Origin of the sequence: Enterobacter sp. Ap-1006, assembly GCF_011752835.1 — a bacterium.
In the GTDB taxonomy this organism is placed as follows: Bacteria; Pseudomonadota; Gammaproteobacteria; order Enterobacterales; family Enterobacteriaceae; genus Cedecea.
Genome location: NZ_VWWU01000003.1, coordinates 1 through 15,789, shown reverse-complemented (window position 1 = coordinate 15,789; position 15,789 = coordinate 1). Strand labels below are relative to the sequence as shown.

General features: G+C 55.5%; 19 protein-coding genes and 1 other annotated feature. Of the genes, 15 read left to right on the top strand and 4 right to left on the bottom strand.

All coding sequences use genetic code 11. The features are described from left to right. Position 1 precedes the first annotated feature (1 nt). The 15 genes from infC to selO all read left to right on the top strand — a co-directional run bounded on the left by infC (position 2) and on the right by selO (position 12,899). Entirely contained in the window at positions 2-544 is a 543-nt protein-coding gene (gene infC, locus F3J28_RS08235) for a translation initiation factor IF-3 (RefSeq protein WP_071530481.1), read from the top strand. A 91-nt stretch (positions 545-635) separates the two neighbouring features. Continuing rightward, positions 636-833 carry a 50S ribosomal protein L35 gene (gene rpmI, locus F3J28_RS08230; RefSeq protein ID WP_006118955.1) on the top strand — a complete coding sequence of 66 codons (198 nt, stop codon included), beginning with the start codon at positions 636-638 and terminating at the stop codon, positions 831-833. Positions 834-877: 44 nt separating this feature from the next. Next, entirely contained in the window at positions 878-1,234 is a 357-nt protein-coding gene (gene rplT / locus F3J28_RS08225) for a 50S ribosomal protein L20 (RefSeq protein ID WP_000124850.1), read from the top strand. A gap of 240 nt (positions 1,235-1,474) precedes the next feature. Beyond that, positions 1,475-1,598 (top strand) — a sequence feature (Phe leader region). Next, positions 1,480-1,524: a pheST operon leader peptide PheM gene (gene pheM / locus F3J28_RS08220; RefSeq protein WP_106120997.1), complete on the top strand. Its 45-nt coding sequence runs from the start codon at positions 1,480-1,482 to the stop codon at positions 1,522-1,524. (Overlaps the previous feature by 45 nt.) Positions 1,599-1,658: 60 nt before the next feature. Then, the gene (gene pheS / locus F3J28_RS08215) at positions 1,659-2,642 is read left to right on the top strand and encodes a phenylalanine--tRNA ligase subunit alpha (RefSeq protein ID WP_154186177.1); all 984 of its coding nucleotides are present in this window, start codon (positions 1,659-1,661) and stop codon (positions 2,640-2,642) included. 14 nt (positions 2,643-2,656) lie between these two features. After that, entirely contained in the window at positions 2,657-5,044 is a 2,388-nt protein-coding gene (gene pheT, locus F3J28_RS08210) for a phenylalanine--tRNA ligase subunit beta (protein ID WP_166874866.1), read from the top strand. 4 nt (positions 5,045-5,048) lie between these two features. Continuing rightward, on the top strand, positions 5,049-5,348 hold the full coding sequence (ihfA, locus tag F3J28_RS08205) for an integration host factor subunit alpha (RefSeq protein ID WP_001229265.1): 300 nt from the start codon (positions 5,049-5,051) through the stop codon (positions 5,346-5,348). A 134-nt stretch (positions 5,349-5,482) separates the two neighbouring features. Then, the gene (locus F3J28_RS08200; RefSeq protein WP_166874863.1) at positions 5,483-6,442 is read left to right on the top strand and encodes a bifunctional helix-turn-helix transcriptional regulator/GNAT family N-acetyltransferase; all 960 of its coding nucleotides are present in this window, start codon (positions 5,483-5,485) and stop codon (positions 6,440-6,442) included. A 102-nt stretch (positions 6,443-6,544) separates the two neighbouring features. Next, a complete protein-coding gene (btuC, locus tag F3J28_RS08195; RefSeq protein ID WP_166874860.1) occupies positions 6,545-7,525 on the top strand; it encodes a vitamin B12 ABC transporter permease BtuC in 981 nt (326 codons plus the stop codon). A gap of 26 nt (positions 7,526-7,551) precedes the next feature. Beyond that, entirely contained in the window at positions 7,552-8,103 is a 552-nt protein-coding gene (locus F3J28_RS08190) for a glutathione peroxidase (protein ID WP_039292394.1), read from the top strand. A gap of 10 nt (positions 8,104-8,113) precedes the next feature. After that, on the top strand, positions 8,114-8,851 hold the full coding sequence (gene btuD / locus F3J28_RS08185) for a vitamin B12 ABC transporter ATP-binding protein BtuD (protein ID WP_502706904.1): 738 nt from the start codon (positions 8,114-8,116) through the stop codon (positions 8,849-8,851). Positions 8,852-8,927: 76 nt separating this feature from the next. Next, the gene (locus F3J28_RS08180; RefSeq protein WP_008456552.1) at positions 8,928-9,389 is read left to right on the top strand and encodes a C40 family peptidase; all 462 of its coding nucleotides are present in this window, start codon (positions 8,928-8,930) and stop codon (positions 9,387-9,389) included. 125 nt (positions 9,390-9,514) lie between these two features. After that, a complete protein-coding gene (locus F3J28_RS08175) occupies positions 9,515-10,489 on the top strand; it encodes a LacI family DNA-binding transcriptional regulator (protein ID WP_008456550.1) in 975 nt (324 codons plus the stop codon). 117 nt (positions 10,490-10,606) lie between these two features. Then, complete coding sequence (locus F3J28_RS08170; RefSeq protein WP_166874854.1) at positions 10,607-11,389, top strand: EAL domain-containing protein; 783 nt, start codon at positions 10,607-10,609, stop codon at positions 11,387-11,389. A 64-nt stretch (positions 11,390-11,453) separates the two neighbouring features. Next, on the top strand, positions 11,454-12,899 hold the full coding sequence (gene selO, locus F3J28_RS08165) for a protein adenylyltransferase SelO (protein ID WP_166874851.1): 1,446 nt from the start codon (positions 11,454-11,456) through the stop codon (positions 12,897-12,899). Here the strand turns inward: selO and F3J28_RS08160 are convergent, their stop codons facing one another. The 4 genes from F3J28_RS08160 to F3J28_RS08145 form a co-directional block, all read right to left on the bottom strand. After that, complete coding sequence (locus tag F3J28_RS08160; protein ID WP_166874848.1) at positions 12,900-13,679, bottom strand: heme ABC transporter ATP-binding protein; 780 nt, start codon at positions 13,677-13,679, stop codon at positions 12,900-12,902. Next, positions 13,676-14,635 (bottom strand): FecCD family ABC transporter permease, encoded by a 960-nt coding sequence (locus F3J28_RS08155; RefSeq protein ID WP_166876484.1) that lies wholly within the window; start codon positions 14,633-14,635, stop codon positions 13,676-13,678. The genes F3J28_RS08160 and F3J28_RS08155 overlap by 4 nt, the downstream gene beginning before the upstream one ends. Positions 14,636-14,670: 35 nt before the next feature. Further along, positions 14,671-15,486, bottom strand: a complete 816-nt coding sequence (locus F3J28_RS08150; protein ID WP_166874845.1) for a heme/hemin ABC transporter substrate-binding protein — start codon at positions 15,484-15,486, stop codon at positions 14,671-14,673. Continuing rightward, positions 15,483-15,789: ChuX/HutX family heme-like substrate-binding protein (locus F3J28_RS08145; RefSeq protein WP_286178053.1), on the bottom strand; the 307-nt coding region annotated here is incomplete at its 5' end. The genes F3J28_RS08150 and F3J28_RS08145, both read right to left, overlap by 4 nt.

Here is a 15,789-nt window from a genome sequence, read left to right as displayed (position 1 = left end):
TATTAAAGGCGGAAAAAGAGTTCAACCGGCGCGTCCTAATCGCATTAACAGAGAGATTCGTGCCACTGAGGTTCGTCTGACCGGTATTGATGGCGAGCAGATTGGTATTGTCAGTCTGAATGAAGCTTTAGAAAAAGCCGAAGAGGCTGGGGTTGATTTAGTCGAAATCAGTCCAAACGCCGAGCCGCCTGTTTGCCGCATCATGGACTACGGCAAGTTCCTCTACGAGAAAAGCAAATCTTCTAAGGAACAGAAGAAGAAGCAAAAAGTTATTCAGGTTAAGGAAATTAAATTCCGACCTGGTACCGATGATGGCGACTATCAGGTAAAACTCCGCAGCCTGGTTCGCTTTCTGGAAGACGGAGACAAAGCCAAAATCACCCTGCGTTTCCGTGGGCGTGAAATGGCACACCAACAGATTGGTATGGAAGTGCTTAACCGCGTCCGTGACGATCTGAGTGAACTGGCAGTGGTCGAATCCTTCCCAACGAAGATCGAAGGCCGCCAGATGATCATGGTGCTTGCTCCGAAGAAGAAACAGTAAGGCCATCAAGTAACAGACCGCGGGGCTTAGGCCTCGCGGGTTTTGTTCGCCTACTGGTTCGTTTTATTAACAATGCGAAGTGGAAATTGAAATGCCAAAGATCAAAACAGTACGCGGCGCCGCTAAGCGCTTCAAAAAGACTGCTTCTGGCGGTTTTAAGCGTAAGCACGCTAACCTGCGTCACATTCTGACTAAAAAGTCTACCAAACGTAAACGTCATCTGCGTCCGAAAGGCATGGTCTCCAAAGGGGATCTGGGCCTGGTTGTCGCTTGCCTGCCGTACGCATAAGTAAACTTTTTTTAATTAATTCAGAATAGAAACAGGAGAGCTAAATGGCTCGCGTAAAACGTGGTGTAATCGCACGTGCTCGTCACAAAAAAATCCTCAAACAAGCTAAAGGCTACTACGGTGCGCGTTCTCGCGTATACCGCGTTGCCTTCCAGGCTGTTATCAAAGCTGGTCAGTACGCTTACCGCGACCGTCGTCAACGTAAACGTCAGTTCCGCCAGCTGTGGATTGCACGTATCAACGCTGCAGCTCGTCAGAACGGTATCTCTTACAGCAAATTCATCAACGGCCTGAAAAAAGCCTCTGTTGAAATCGACCGTAAGATCCTGGCTGACATCGCCGTATTCGACAAAGTGGCATTCACTGCCCTGGTTGAGAAAGCGAAAGCAGCTCTGGCATAAGCCAGTTAAAAGAGGGAGCTTGCTCCCTCTTTTAATTTATCCCCGTCATAGTTCAATCTGTAGCTGCGTTAACTGCACTTGCTGGCCCCGGTCACTTACTTAAGTAAACTCCCGGGGATAATCGAGCTTGTCGCCTTACTACAAATCGAATTATTAGGGCATAACACAATCAATTTATTGACTTTCAACGCCGTAGCTCGTTCAATAGCCAAAGCGAAATTTGTCAAAACAAGGTAACTGCAAGCATGAATGCTGCTATTTTCCGCTTCTTTTTTTACTTTAGCGCCTGATTCAGGGGGCTTTGCGCGTAAGAAAAGAAACGAAAAACAGCGCCGAAAGCCTCCTGTACGGAGGCTTTTTTTTTGCGTTTCGTTTTCGAATCAGACCAACTACCCCGGCAGTTTGCCGGCATAAGAGGAATACCATGCCACATCTCGCAGAGCTGGTTGCCAGTGCCAAAGCAGCCATAAACGATGCCCAGGATGTTGCCGCGTTAGATAATGTACGCGTCGAATATTTGGGGAAGAAGGGGCATCTGACCCTTCAGATGACCACCCTGCGTGAACTGCCACCGGAAGAACGTCCGGCTGCGGGCGCGGTGATAAACGTTGCTAAAGAGCAGGTTCAGGAAGCCCTGAACGCCCGCAAAGCCGCACTCGAAAGCGCCGCACTGAACGAACGTCTGGCCGCGGAAACAATTGACGTTTCTCTGCCAGGTCGTCGGATTGAAAACGGTGGCCTGCACCCGGTAACCCGCACCATCGATCGTATCGAAAGCTTCTTCGGCGAGCTGGGGTTCACCGTAGCAACTGGCCCTGAAATCGAAGATGACTACCACAACTTCGATGCGCTGAATATTCCAGGTCACCACCCGGCGCGCGCGGACCACGATACTTTCTGGTTTGACGCGACCCGTCTGCTGCGTACCCAGACTTCTGGTGTGCAGATCCGCACCATGAAAGACAAGCAGCCGCCAATTCGTATTATTGCCCCGGGCCGCGTCTATCGTAACGACTACGATCAGACCCACACCCCGATGTTCCACCAGATGGAAGGCCTGATCGTTGATACCAACATCAACTTCACCAACCTGAAGGGAACGCTGCACGATTTCCTGAATAACTTCTTTGAAGAAGATCTGCAGATTCGTTTCCGTCCGTCCTACTTCCCGTTCACCGAGCCGTCCGCTGAAGTGGACGTGATGGGTAAAAACGGCAAGTGGCTGGAAGTACTGGGCTGCGGCATGGTGCACCCGAACGTGCTGCGTAACGTAGGTATCGATCCGGAAGTTTACTCCGGCTTCGCCTTCGGTATGGGCATGGAGCGTCTGACCATGCTGCGCTATGGCGTGACCGATCTGCGTGCATTCTTCGAAAATGATTTACGTTTCCTCAAACAGTTCAAATAAAGGCGGGATATCCAATGAAATTCAGTGAACTCTGGTTACGCGAATGGGTAAACCCAGCCAACAGCAGTGACGAACTTTCCAGCCAGATAACTATGGCCGGGCTTGAAGTTGACGGTGTCGATGCCGTAGCAGGGGCTTTTCACGGCGTTGTGGTCGGGGAAGTGGTCGAGTGCGGTCAGCATCCAAACGCCGACAAACTGCGCGTAACAAAAATTAACGTCGGTGGCGATCGCCTGCTGGATATCGTCTGCGGCGCACCAAACTGCCGTCAGGGCCTGAAAGTTGCCGTGGCGACCGTTGGCGCCGTGCTGCCGGGAGATTTCAAGATCAAAGCGGCCAAACTGCGCGGTGAGCCGTCCGAAGGGATGCTGTGCTCCTTCTCCGAGCTGGGTATTTCCGACGATCATAATGGCATTATCGAGCTGCCAGCGGACGCGCCAATCGGCACTGACATCCGCGAATACCTGAAGCTGGACGACAACACCATTGAAATCAGCGTCACGCCAAACCGTGCCGACTGCCTCGGTATTATCGGCGTAGCTCGCGACGTGGCGGTGGTGAACAAGCTGCCTCTGGTTGAGCCAGAAATTACCGCCGTTGCTGCGACTATCAATGACACGCTGCCTATTCGCGTAGACGCCGCAGAAGCTTGCCCACGTTATCTGGGCCGCGTTGTGAAAGGCATCAACGTTAAGGCACCCACGCCGCTGTGGATGAAAGAGAAGCTGCGTCGCTGCGGTATTCGTTCCATTGATGCGGTGGTTGACGTGACCAACTATGTGCTGCTGGAGCTTGGTCAGCCGATGCACGCCTTCGACCTGAACCGTATTGAAGGCGGGATCGTGGTGCGTATGGCGGAAGAGGGCGAAACCCTGGTCCTGCTGGACGGCAGCGAAGCGAAGCTCAATGCCGACACCCTGGTTATTGCCGATCACAATAAAGCGCTGGCCATGGGCGGTATCTTCGGCGGCGAGCATTCAGGCGTTAACGACGAAACCCAGAACGTGCTGCTGGAATGTGCCTTCTTCAGCCCGCTGTCCATCACAGGTCGTGCGCGCCGCCATGGTCTGCATACCGATGCTTCCCACCGCTATGAGCGCGGCGTCGATCCTGTGCTGCAGTATAAAGCGATGGAGCGAGCGACTCGCCTGCTGGTGGATATCTGTGGCGGTGAAGCTGGCCCAGTTATCGATGTCACAAGCGAAGCGCACCTGCCTAAGCGCGCTACGATCACGCTCCGTCGCAGCAAACTGGACCGTCTGATTGGTCACCACATCGAAGATGCTCAGGTTAGCGACATTCTGCGTCGTCTGGGATGCGAAGTGACCGAAGGTCAGGCGCAGTGGACTGCCGTGGCGCCGAGCTGGCGTTTCGATATGGAAATTGAAGAAGACCTGGTGGAAGAAGTGGTCCGCGTTTACGGCTACAACAGTATTCCAAACAGCCCGGTACAGGCAGGTCTGGTGATGGGCACCCATCGCGAAGCCGACCTTTCTCTGAAGCGTGTGAAAACCATGCTGGTGGACAAAGGTTACCAGGAAGTCATTACCTACAGCTTCGTCGACCCGAAAATTCAGCAGCTTTTGCACCCTGGCGAAGAAAATCTGATTCTTCCTAATCCGATCTCTACCGACATGTCTGCTATGCGCCTGTCGCTGTGGAGCGGCCTGCTGACAACCGTGGTTTATAACCAGAATCGCCAGCAAAGCCGCGTGCGTATTTTCGAGTCCGGCCTGCGCTTTGTGCCTGATACTCAGGCAGACCTTGGGATTCGTCAGGATCTTATGCTGGCGGGGGCTATCTGCGGCAACCGCTATGAAGAACACTGGGATCTGGCGCGCAACACCGTTGACTTCTATGATCTGAAAGGCGATCTGGAGTCCGTTCTGGCCCTGACCGGTAAACTTTCAGACATCGAATTCAGAGCGCAGGCAAATCCGGCCTTGCATCCTGGGCAAAGTGCTGCCATTTATTTAGCAGGTGAATGCATTGGTTTCATTGGTGTTGTTCACCCGGAACTGGAGCGTAAACTGGACCTTAACGGCCGCACGGTGGTGTTTGAGGTGCTGTGGAGCAAGCTCGCAGACCGCGCGGTGCCTGAGGCGCAGGACGTTTCACGCTTCCCGGCAAACCGCCGCGATATCGCTGTTGTGGTGGCTGAAAACGTCCCGGCAGCAGATGTTTTGGCCGAGTGTAAGAAAGTTGGCGCAAATCAGGTAGTTGGCGTAAACTTATTTGACGTGTACCGTGGCAAGGGCGTAGCCGATGGCTACAAGAGCCTGGCCATAAGCCTTATCCTTCAGGATACGGGCCGTACACTCGAAGAAGAGGAGATGGCCGCTACCGTTGCAAAATGTGTAGAGGCATTAAAAGAGCGATTCCAGGCATCATTGAGGGATTGAACGTATGGCGCTTACAAAAGCTGAAATGTCAGAATATCTGTTTGATAAGCTTGGGCTTAGCAAACGAGATGCCAAAGAGCTGGTAGAGCTGTTTTTCGAAGAGATCCGTCGCGCTCTGGAAAACGGTGAGCAGGTTAAACTCTCGGGCTTTGGTAATTTTGACTTACGCGATAAAAACCAACGTCCCGGGCGCAACCCGAAGACCGGTGAAGATATTCCCATTACGGCGCGCCGTGTGGTGACTTTCCGACCTGGTCAGAAGCTAAAAAGTCGGGTTGAAAACGCGTCGCCAAAAGACGAGTAACCTGAGTTAACAAAAAAGGCCGCATTCGCGGCCTTTTTCTTTTGCTTTTAAGTCCCAGTGCTTAACGACATTTGCTTGACAAACATTTCTTTCAAATGGTTGTATTGTACAACCATATTTCAACGGTATCGATCATGTCTGACAGCACCCTAATCGAATCTATACGCGCCTCGTCGCGCCAGGTTGTACGCGAGCTTGGTTTTCTGAACTCAACGCTTGCCGCCACGAACTACTCTGCTTCTGCGGTTCATGCTTTGCTGGAAATTGATTCCCGGGAGAACGTCACTGCGGCCGACCTGGTCCAGATTCTTGGTCTGGAGAAGTCGAGCGTCAGCCGAATGATAGGCAAACTGCGAAAGGCGGGAGAGCTGTCCGAGAGCGTTTCAGACGAAGACGCCAGAGCCAGGCGACTCCGCTTGACCACCCAGGGTAAACAAACGGTCAGGGAAATCCACAGATACGGCAGAATGCGCGTAGAGAAGGCTCTGGCGCACCTGAATACTCCGGCACAGCAATCTGTAGCTGCTGGCCTGTCTAACTATGCTCAGGCGCTGAAAGCCTGTCGTAGTGAGTTGACGGCTGACGAGGGAAGAAAAAACTTCGAGATAATGACGGGATATCAGCCGGGTGTAATTGGCCGCGTGGCGGAAATGCACGCTAACTATTACTCAAAGCACTATAACTTCGGCTATTTTTTTGAAGGGAAAGTCGCCGCCGGGCTGGCGGAGTTTTCAGGGCGGCTGGATCGCCCGTGTAACCGCATCTGGGTGGTGCTCCACAACGGCAAAATAGTGGGCTCTGTATCCATCGATGGTGAGGATCTGGGCAATCACGAAGCCCATTTACGCTGGTTTATTCTCGACGATGAGTGCCGTGGCAGCGGTATCGGGCGAGCGCTTTTACGTGAGGCTATGCGCTTTTGCGATGAGTATGGGTTTTCCGCCGTGCAGCTGTGGACTTTTAGCGGACTGAATGCAGCTCGCCATCTTTATGAGTCGATGGGATTCAAGCTAACCAGGGAATGGCAGGGCGAGCAATGGGGAAGCTCAATGCTGGAGCAGCAGTTCACTCGTAAACGGCCAGTAAAAAAGTAATTCGGGACAGGCGTGGTATTAAGGCCTTTTCTTTGCTTGTTCTCTTCGGCGAACTCCCCGTAAAATCAGGCGCATAAACGGGGCAGGGGGAGCCTTTACGGAATGCTGAATTTTGTAACCAGACAACGCAGGTTTGAGCGACGTTGGCTAGCTGCCCTGGTCTTTGCCACGGCGACTATGCTGGCCTTGAGCCTGTGCGCCGGGGATGTCTGGTTTTCCCCTCTTTCCTGGTGGAATGATGAGGCCCGGCTCTTTATCTGGCAAATCCGTCTGCCGCGAACGTTGGCCGTCCTGCTGGTGGGGGCGGCTCTGGCCGTGACCGGCACGATTATGCAGTCGCTGTTTGAAAATCCGCTGGCCGAGCCCGGTTTACTTGGCGTCTCCAACGGCGCCGGCGTTGCGCTGGTTGTTGCCCTGTTGCTCGGGCAGGGGATGCTGCCGGGCTGGGTGCTGGGGTTGTGCGCCATTCTCGGTGCCTTAGCGATCACTTTTATTCTGTTACGTTTTTCCCGTCGTCATCTCTCCACCAGTCGTCTATTACTTGCAGGTGTCGCCCTCGGCATTATTTGTAGTGCCCTGATGACCTGGGCGGTCTACTTTAGCTCAAGTCTCGACCTGCGCCAGCTGATGTACTGGATGATGGGCGGCTTTGGCGGGGTGGACTGGCGTCAGGGCTGGCTGATGGTGACGCTGCTGCCGGTGGTGGTCTGGCTGTGCCGACAGCATGTGCCGCTCAACCTGATGGCGCTCGGTGAAAACTCAGCCCGGCAGTTGGGGCTTTCCGTCTGGCTGTGGCGCAATATTTTGGTTGTGGCTACCGGCTGGCTGGTTGGCGTCAGCGTGGCGCTTGCCGGCGCGATTGGATTTGTCGGTCTGGTCATCCCGCACATGCTGCGACTCGCGGGGTTAACCGATCATCGCGTTTTGCTGCCTGCCAGTGCGCTGGCTGGGGCCGCGATCTTAACCGGCGCGGATGTGGTGGCAAGGCTTGCGCTAAGTGCTGCCGAGCTGCCCATTGGCGTAGTCACCGCTACGCTCGGCGCGCCGGTGTTTATCTGGCTATTATTGAAAGCCGGACGTTAATTCGGCTCACAGAGGAAGAGGATGATATGCAAAGCAATGTTCTGAATACCGAAGTCACCACCATTGACGGCGAAAACACCACGCTGGAGAGCTGGCAGGGAAAAGTGCTGCTGGTGGTGAACGTCGCTTCCAAATGCGGCCTGACGCCGCAGTATGAGCAACTGGAAAACCTGCAAAAAGACTTTGAAGCTCAGGGGTTCAGCGTGCTTGGTTTCCCATGTAATCAGTTCCTGGGGCAAGAGCCTGGCAGCAGCGAAGAAATTAAAACCTTCTGCAGCACTACCTACGGCGTGACGTTCCCACTGTTTAGCAAAATCGATGTCAACGGCGAGCACCGCCATCCGTTTTATCAGAAGCTGATTGATGCGCGCCCGGCAGCCGTTGCCCCGGAAGGTAGCGGTTTTCTGGAGCGAATGAGCAGCAAAGGGCGTGGCCCGCTTTACCCTGACGACATCCTGTGGAATTTCGAAAAATTCCTGATTGGCCGTGATGGTAAAGTGATTCAGCGTTTCTCTCCGGACATGACGCCGGAAGATCCTGTGGTGCTGGACGCCATTAAACAGGCGTTGGCTAAATAAGTTGTCCCTGCTGCAGCTGACAGGCGTCACCGTCGCGGGCCGGGTTGGGCCAATATCTGCGGCGGTGGAGCCCGGAGAACTTATCCATCTTGTCGGGCCGAACGGGGCAGGCAAGAGTACGCTGCTCACGCGAATGGCAGGGTTAAGTGCCGGGCAAGGCAGCCTTCTGTTTAACCAGCAGCCGCTTGACGACTGGTTGCCTGCCGGGCTGTCCCGACATCGTGCCTGGTTAAGCCAGCAGCAGCTTCCTCCTTTTGCAATGCCCGTCTGGCATTACCTGCAGCTGCATCAATCCTCGCCTGAGTCCGAAGCGGCAATGCTGCGTCTCGCGGCGTCGCTATGGCTCTCAGACAAACTGACCCGGTCGGTCAACCAGCTTTCCGGCGGTGAATGGCAGCGCGTTCGCCTTGCCGCCGTGCTGCTGCAGATTGATCCCTCGGCCAATCCCGAAGGGCAGCTTTTGCTGCTGGATGAACCGATGAACAGCCTTGATGTCGCCCAGCAGGCCGCATTAGATCGCCTGTTGCTTGCGTTTTGTGAGGCGGGTATTGCGGTAGTGATGAGCAGCCATGATTTGAACCATAGCCTGCGTCATGCCCATAAAGTGTGGCTCTTGCGTGAGGGAAAAATGATCGCTCAGGGGCCGAAGGATGAAGTGCTGACGCCGAAAAATTTGTCTGCAGCTTACCAGATGCCGTTTCGGCTATTGCGCATCGAAGGGCACAGTATGCTGATAAGCCCGTTATAACATCGTGGAAAGCTTGCAATAATTCCGGGCGACAGGCTAAATTACTGGAAACAGCAAGACCGGGAGTTGTCTGAAAATGCGTTTGTGGCTTATTGCAGTGGCATGCATAGTGTTGGTGGGGTGTAGTCATAATGCTCCTCATCCGAACGCCAGGCTTTCCGATTCCATCACCGTTATCGCTCAGCTAAACGATCAGCTCCGCAGCTGGCACGGCACGCCGTACACCTACGGTGGCATGAGTCGACGCGGCGTGGACTGTTCGGGCTTCGTGCTGATGACCTTCCGCGACAGGTTCGATCTGATGCTGCCGCGCATGACCAGCGAGCAGGCAGAAATCGGCACAAAAATCGATAAAGACGACCTGCTGCCTGGCGATCTGGTGTTCTTCAAAACCGGCTCGGGCGAAAGCGGCCTGCACGTCGGCATTTATGACACCGACAACACCTTTATTCACGCGTCTACCAGTCGCGGCGTTATGCGTTCCTCTCTGGACAACGTCTACTGGCGTAAAAAATTCTGGCAAGCCCGCCGCATATAGCCTTTCCTGTTTGTTCTTGACTGAAAATCGTGACCGTTCCCGCAAATCTGCGGGCAACGTCAACGGTATTGGCAATATCAGGTAATATCGGGATGCATTGTGCTTTTCCCGCTAAGGATTGTGTCATGGTCACCCTCGAAGATGTTGCTGCCCACGCCGGCGTCTCCCGCGCCACCGTATCCCGCGTGGTGAATGGCGACACTAAGGTTAAATCGCAAACCCGCGTTAAAGTGGAGGCCGCGATTGCTGAACTGGGCTATTCCCCCAATCCTGCAGCCAGAGCGCTGGCGTCCAGCCAGAGCCATTCCATTGGTCTGGTAACCACGTCATACACCGGGGGTTTCTTCGGGACGCTGATGGATACGGTGCAAAGTGAAGCTGAATCCCACGGCAAGCAACTGCTGGTGACGCAGGGGCGTGGCGTAGAAGAGAACGAGCGCAATGCCATTCAGCGACTCTACAATCTGCGCTGTGATGGCTTGATTCTCCATGTCCGTGCCATCGCGGACGAAACGCTGCTTCAACTGGCGGAACGAGGTAACCGATTTATCATCCTCGATAGAGACGTGCCCGCATTAAGCCCGCGCTGCGTGGTCTTCGATCATCGTCTTGCCAGCCACATGGCCACCCGCTATTTGCTGGATGCCGGCCACCTGGCAATCGCCTGCCTGCATGGCCCGACCCAGCGCGCCTCCAGCCTCTTACGACGCCAGGGCTTTCTCGATGCCATGGAAGAGCAGGGCATTACCCCGGTGGCGGTGGTGGAAGGCGAGTACGATATGCCCAGCGGCTATCGGCAAACCTCGGCCTTGCTGGATGAATATAAAATCAGCGCCCTTTATTGCTGTAACGAAGAGATGGCCGTCGGGGCGATGCTGGCCATTACCGAGCGGGGCTTACGCATTCCTCTGGATATATCCCTTATTTGTTATGACAGTGGCGATCGTGCGGCATTTGTCCGCCCGGCGTTAACCAGCGTTTATTTCCCAATAGGCGACATGGCCCGCTTTGCCACGCGTAAATTACTGAATGAGCATTGTGAGAATGAATCTTTTTTACCTTGCATCATTGCTCGTGATTCCGTTCGGAATTTACGTTAAAAACTGGCTATGTACGGATATCCAGGATAAGCTAAAAGTTATTAAAACATAAAGCTTAACCGTTTCAGGGATGAGTGTGAAATTCACAGCGATAGCAGCTATCCGACTATTTTCGGATTGGCGCTGTATCTCTCTGCCGTCCAACCAGAAATCCACAGGGCTGGCAAAATGATTGTTTCACTTGATAGTGTTTATTGTTCTCACCTCTACTATCGCCCCGCCGTCAGGCCGGACGATAGCATTTTGGGCGTCGAAATCGTTGCTAACTTCGTGGGTGCCGACGCGCCGGTTCGTATTCCAACCGAATTGTTAATTCCTCATCTTGCGCCTGAACAGCATCTCGAACTGTTTAGAGAAAAATTAACGCAAATAGAAGAACATCAGCATTTCTTTATCACCCGGTACCTTGTTGTCTGGGTTCATATTAATGAAACTATTGTTGACGCGCTAATTAACAACCAGGATTTATATATCCGGCTAAAGGCTTTGCCGTTTATTGAATTAATGATTAGCGAAAGCTTTCCTGATTTAAATAGCGGCAAAACGAATTTAAGACTGGCCTGGCTGGCTGAACGTTTCCCACTCGGTTTGGCTGACTTTGGTGCAGGCAATGCCACCACAAAATCTATTTTTGATGGTCTGTTCCGGCATGTGATCATGGACCGATTTTTTGTTCAGAAACAGCTTCCGGGCCGCACTTTCTCGCCCTTTATGCTTGCCATTCTTGGGCAGGTTTCGCCGTTTTGTCAGGCTTTGTTGATTGCCGGGATAGATACCGCCAGCGCGCGGCGTAAAGTGCAGGGTTTAGGCTTTGCCGCGATGCAGGGCAAACTCTGGCCGCTGGTGCCGCCGGAAGAACTGGCCTCACTTTTCCCCCCTCATGAAGGTCTGGTTCACTAAAGCCCCTGCTGCTCGACTGTGTTTAAAATGCATTACTGGGGCTACACTGTCGGGCGGAGGAACCATGACCAATACTTTAGCTTTTCTGAATACCTGGCACGATGAGCTGCCGGGGTTCTACAGCGAATTAACCCCCACGCCGCTGAAAAACGCCCGGCTGCTTTATCACAGCCAACCGCTGGCAGACGATCTGGGGATTAACGCCTCGTTTTTTGCTGCACCACAGCAGGGGATCTGGAGTGGCGAAACGCTGCTGCCCGGCATGCAGCCGCTCGCCCAGGTTTATAGCGGGCACCAGTTCGGCGTCTGGGCAGGGCAACTGGGGGACGGGCGCGGTATTTTACTGGGAGAGCAGCAGCTGGCGGACGGGCGCAAGGTTGACTGGCATCTCAAAGGCGCTGGCTTGACGCCGTACTCTCGCATGGGCGATGGCCGGGCCGTGCTGCGTTCCACTGTTCGCGAATTTCTCGCCAGCGAAGCCATGCATGCTTTAGGCATTCCGACGACGCGAGCGTTAACTATAGTCACCAGCGATACGCCGGTACAGCGTGAAACGGTTGAGCAGGGGGCAATGCTGCTGAGGGTGTCCGAAAGCCATCTGCGTTTTGGGCATTTTGAGCATTTCTACTATCGCCGCGAGCCGGAAAAAGTTCAGCAGCTTGCCGATTACGCCATTCGTCACCACTGGCCGCATTTGCAGGGGCTTGAAGAACGCTATGAGCTGTGGTTTACCGACGTGGTGGCGCGTACCGCCGCGCTCATTGCCAGCTGGCAAACGGTGGGCTTTGCCCACGGGGTAATGAACACCGACAACATGTCGATTCTTGGCCTGACCATGGACTACGGCCCGTATGGCTTCCTCGACGACTATCAGCCTGAATTTATCTGTAACCATTCCGACTACCAGGGCCGGTATGCCTTCGACAACCAGCCAGCGGTAGGGCTGTGGAACCTGCAGCGCCTGGCGCAGACGCTGTCGCCGTTTATTACGGCCGAGAAGCTGAACGCGATTCTGGATGGCTACCAGCCGGCAATTATGCGTGCTTTTGGCCAGCGTATGCGCGCCAAACTGGGGCTTTTCACCGAACAGCAGGCCGATAACCTAATCCTGAGTGAGCTCTTCGCCCTGATGAGCAAAGAAGGCAGCGATTACACGCGTACCTTCCGTATGCTGAGCGTGACGGAGCAGCTCAGCGCGGCTTCGCCGCTGCGGGATGAATTTATCGACAGGGCAAGTTTTGATGCCTGGTTTGGGCGCTATCGTGAGCGGCTTCAGGCGGAGCAGGTGAGTGATGCCGAACGCCAGCAGAAAATGCAGGCGGTGAACCCGGCGCTGGTCTTACGCAACTGGCTGGCGCAGCGGGCAATCGAAGCTGCCGAAAAGGGCGAGACTCGTGAACTGGCTAAACTCCACGAGGCGCTGCTCCAGCCGTTCTCCGATCGTGAGGACGATATGACGCAGCGCCCACCTGACTGGGGAAAACGGCTGGAAGTCAGCTGTTCAAGCTGATCACTGGCGCAGGCCTACCTGAGGAACCGGGTGTTCCGGATGTCGGAACACCCGAAGATCGGCCTGATACCAGCGCTGCAACGTTTGCTCTTCCAGCACTTCATCAGGCGTTCCGTCTGCCACCAGCCTGCCTTTATGTAACAGCACGATACGGTCGGCCCAGAGTGCCGCCAGATTTAAATCGTGCAGCACAACGCAGACCGATAACGTCCCCATTTGCGCCAGGCGACGCAGCAGGCGCAGCACATGCTGCTGGTGGTAGAGATCCAGCGCCGACGTAGGCTCGTCCAGGAACAGCCAGCCGTGAGGCTGCCCGTCGCACCAAAGCTGAGCCAGCGCCCGGGCAAGCTGCACCCGCTGTTGCTCGCCGCCTGACAGACGACAAAAATCTCTGCCGCTCAGAGAGTCGCACCCGGTCAGCGCCATGACTTCCGCCACGACGCCGGCCGTTGACGCCTGCGGCCACGGCGCACGGCCCATAGCGATCACGTCTTCTACCGTCCAGCTAAACGCCATGCTGCTTTGCTGGCGCATCACCGCGCGTTTGCGGGACAGCGCTTCGTTGGACCACTGATTCAAATCCTGGCCTGCCAGCGCAACGTGCCCGCTGTCAGGCTGTTGAAACCCGGTTAACAGCCGCAACAGCGTGGATTTGCCCGCGCCGTTTGGGCCAATCAGCGCCACAACTTCACCCGGCTTCAGGCTGACATTGACGTTATCAATCAGATAACGGTGGCCCAGCTTCAGCGAAATATCGTGCGTGGACAAAACTTCATTCATCTCGCGCTCTCCTTGCTGCGAAAGATCATCGCCAGGAACCAGGGGCCGCCTATCAGGCTGGTCAACAGGCCTACAGGCATTTCTGCTGGCGCGACAATCGTTCTCGCCAGCGTATCGGCTACCAACAGCAGCATGGCACCGGCCAGCACGGAGCCGGGCACCAGCCAGCGATGATCGGACCCAAGCCACATGCGCACCAGATGCGGAACCACCAGGCCAACGAAGCCAATAACGCCGCTGATGGCCACCGCGGCGGCAACCAACAAGGCGCTCAGGATCAGCAAATGCCGCTGGGTCGTTTTGACATCCACGCCCAGATAATGCGCCTCTTCATCGCCAAGCTGGAGCAGGTTCAGGCGCTTTGAAAGCAGCCAGATGCCCAGGCTTGCAGGAAGAATAAGCGACGCGGTGGCGAGCAGCGTGGACCATTGCGCCTGGCCCAGGCTCCCCATGCCCCAGAGAGAAAGCTGGCGCAGCTGAGTGTCGTTGCTTATCCACGACAGCACGCCAACCGCCGCGCCGCACAGTGCATTGATGGCGATGCCCACCAGCAGCAGGCGTGATAAACTGTTGGTGCCTTTCCGGCTAAGCAGGAAAATCGCCAGCGTCACCGCCAGGCTGCCTACAAACGCTGCCAGCATAGGGGCATAAAGCGCCAAAACCGCCGGCAGAGCCAGCGGCATAACAATCGACAGACCCACTGCCAGCGCGGCCCCGCTGCTGATCCCAAGCAGACCCGGATCGGCAAGCGGGTTACGGAACAACCCCTGCATCACACAGCCCGACAGCGCCAGCGCGCCGCCGATCAGCGCCGCCAGCAGCACCCGCGGCAGACGGATGTTGAGCCAGATGTCGCGCAACGTGTCGTCATGCGCCTGCCACAGCACGGCCACGGACAGCCGCATGGCGCCGAGGTTAGCGGCAATAAGCGCCATTGCCAGCAAAACCAGCCCCATCAAACACAGAGCATGGTGAGGCAAAGGTCGGCGTATCACGGCAGTTGCTCCGCTTTTTTGCGCAGGGCGAGGATCGTCTGCGGGGTATCAATGCCAAAGCCGAGCAGCGCCATGTCATCGACGACCATCAGCTGTTTATTTTTCCCGGCTGGCGTTTGCGCAAGTCCTGGCAATGCCCAGACTTTGGCTTCTCCGCCGAGGGTTTTCACCCCATCGGTGGTGACCAGGATCAGGTCAGGTTTGCTGGCGATCACGCCTTCCTGAGACAGCGGCTGGTAGCGCTTGAAGCCCTGCATGGCATTGTCCAGTCCGGCGGCGTGAATCGCGGCATCCGCGGCGGTTTCCTGCCCGGCAGCCATGGCGGTCATGCCGCCGTGGCTCATAATGAACAGCACTTTTTTGCCCAGCGGTTTGGCCGGGATCGCCGCTAGCTGGTCGTGAAGCGTTTTGCGCAGCTTGTCGCCTTCGGCTGTTTTACCCAGCGCGTTAGCCACGGCAGCCACTTTGACATCAATGCTCTCGAGGTTATTTTCCGCCGGAACGGTAACCACCTTCACTTTGCTGGCCTCAACCTGCTTCAGCGCCATGGATGGCTGAGCCTGAGCGCTGGCCAGTACCAGCGTCGGGCGCATGGCTAGAATACCCTCGGCATTAAGCTGGCGCAGGTAGCCCACATCCGGCAGTTTTTTCACGGCATCGGGATGAAGGCTCGTGCTATCACGAGCCACCACATCCTGACCCGCACCCAGAGCCCAGGCAATCTCGGTGACGTCGCCACCGATGGTTACCACGCGCTCGGCCGCACCTGCCATCAATGGCAGGGCGAGGATAGCGAGCAGCAGACGTTTCATGCCGCTAACCCTTTGCCGATCAGGGCTTCAATTTGCAGACGCCACTGCTCCTGCTCCGGCTGGCCTTCAGTACGCTGGCCGTACAGCTGGGCAATTTGCGTGCCGTCGGCGGCAAACAGCTCGAGGCTGGTCACGTGGCCGTCGGCGGTTGGTTTGCTGGTTACCCAGCTTTCGGCGATGGTGTCGCCCATCAGGTGCAGGGTGAATTCCGGGTTGAACACGTTGACCCAGTTTTCCATCGGGACCACTTTGCGGATTTCACCGGTGAAGATCTGTACGCAGCCGCGGTTGCCGACGAAAATC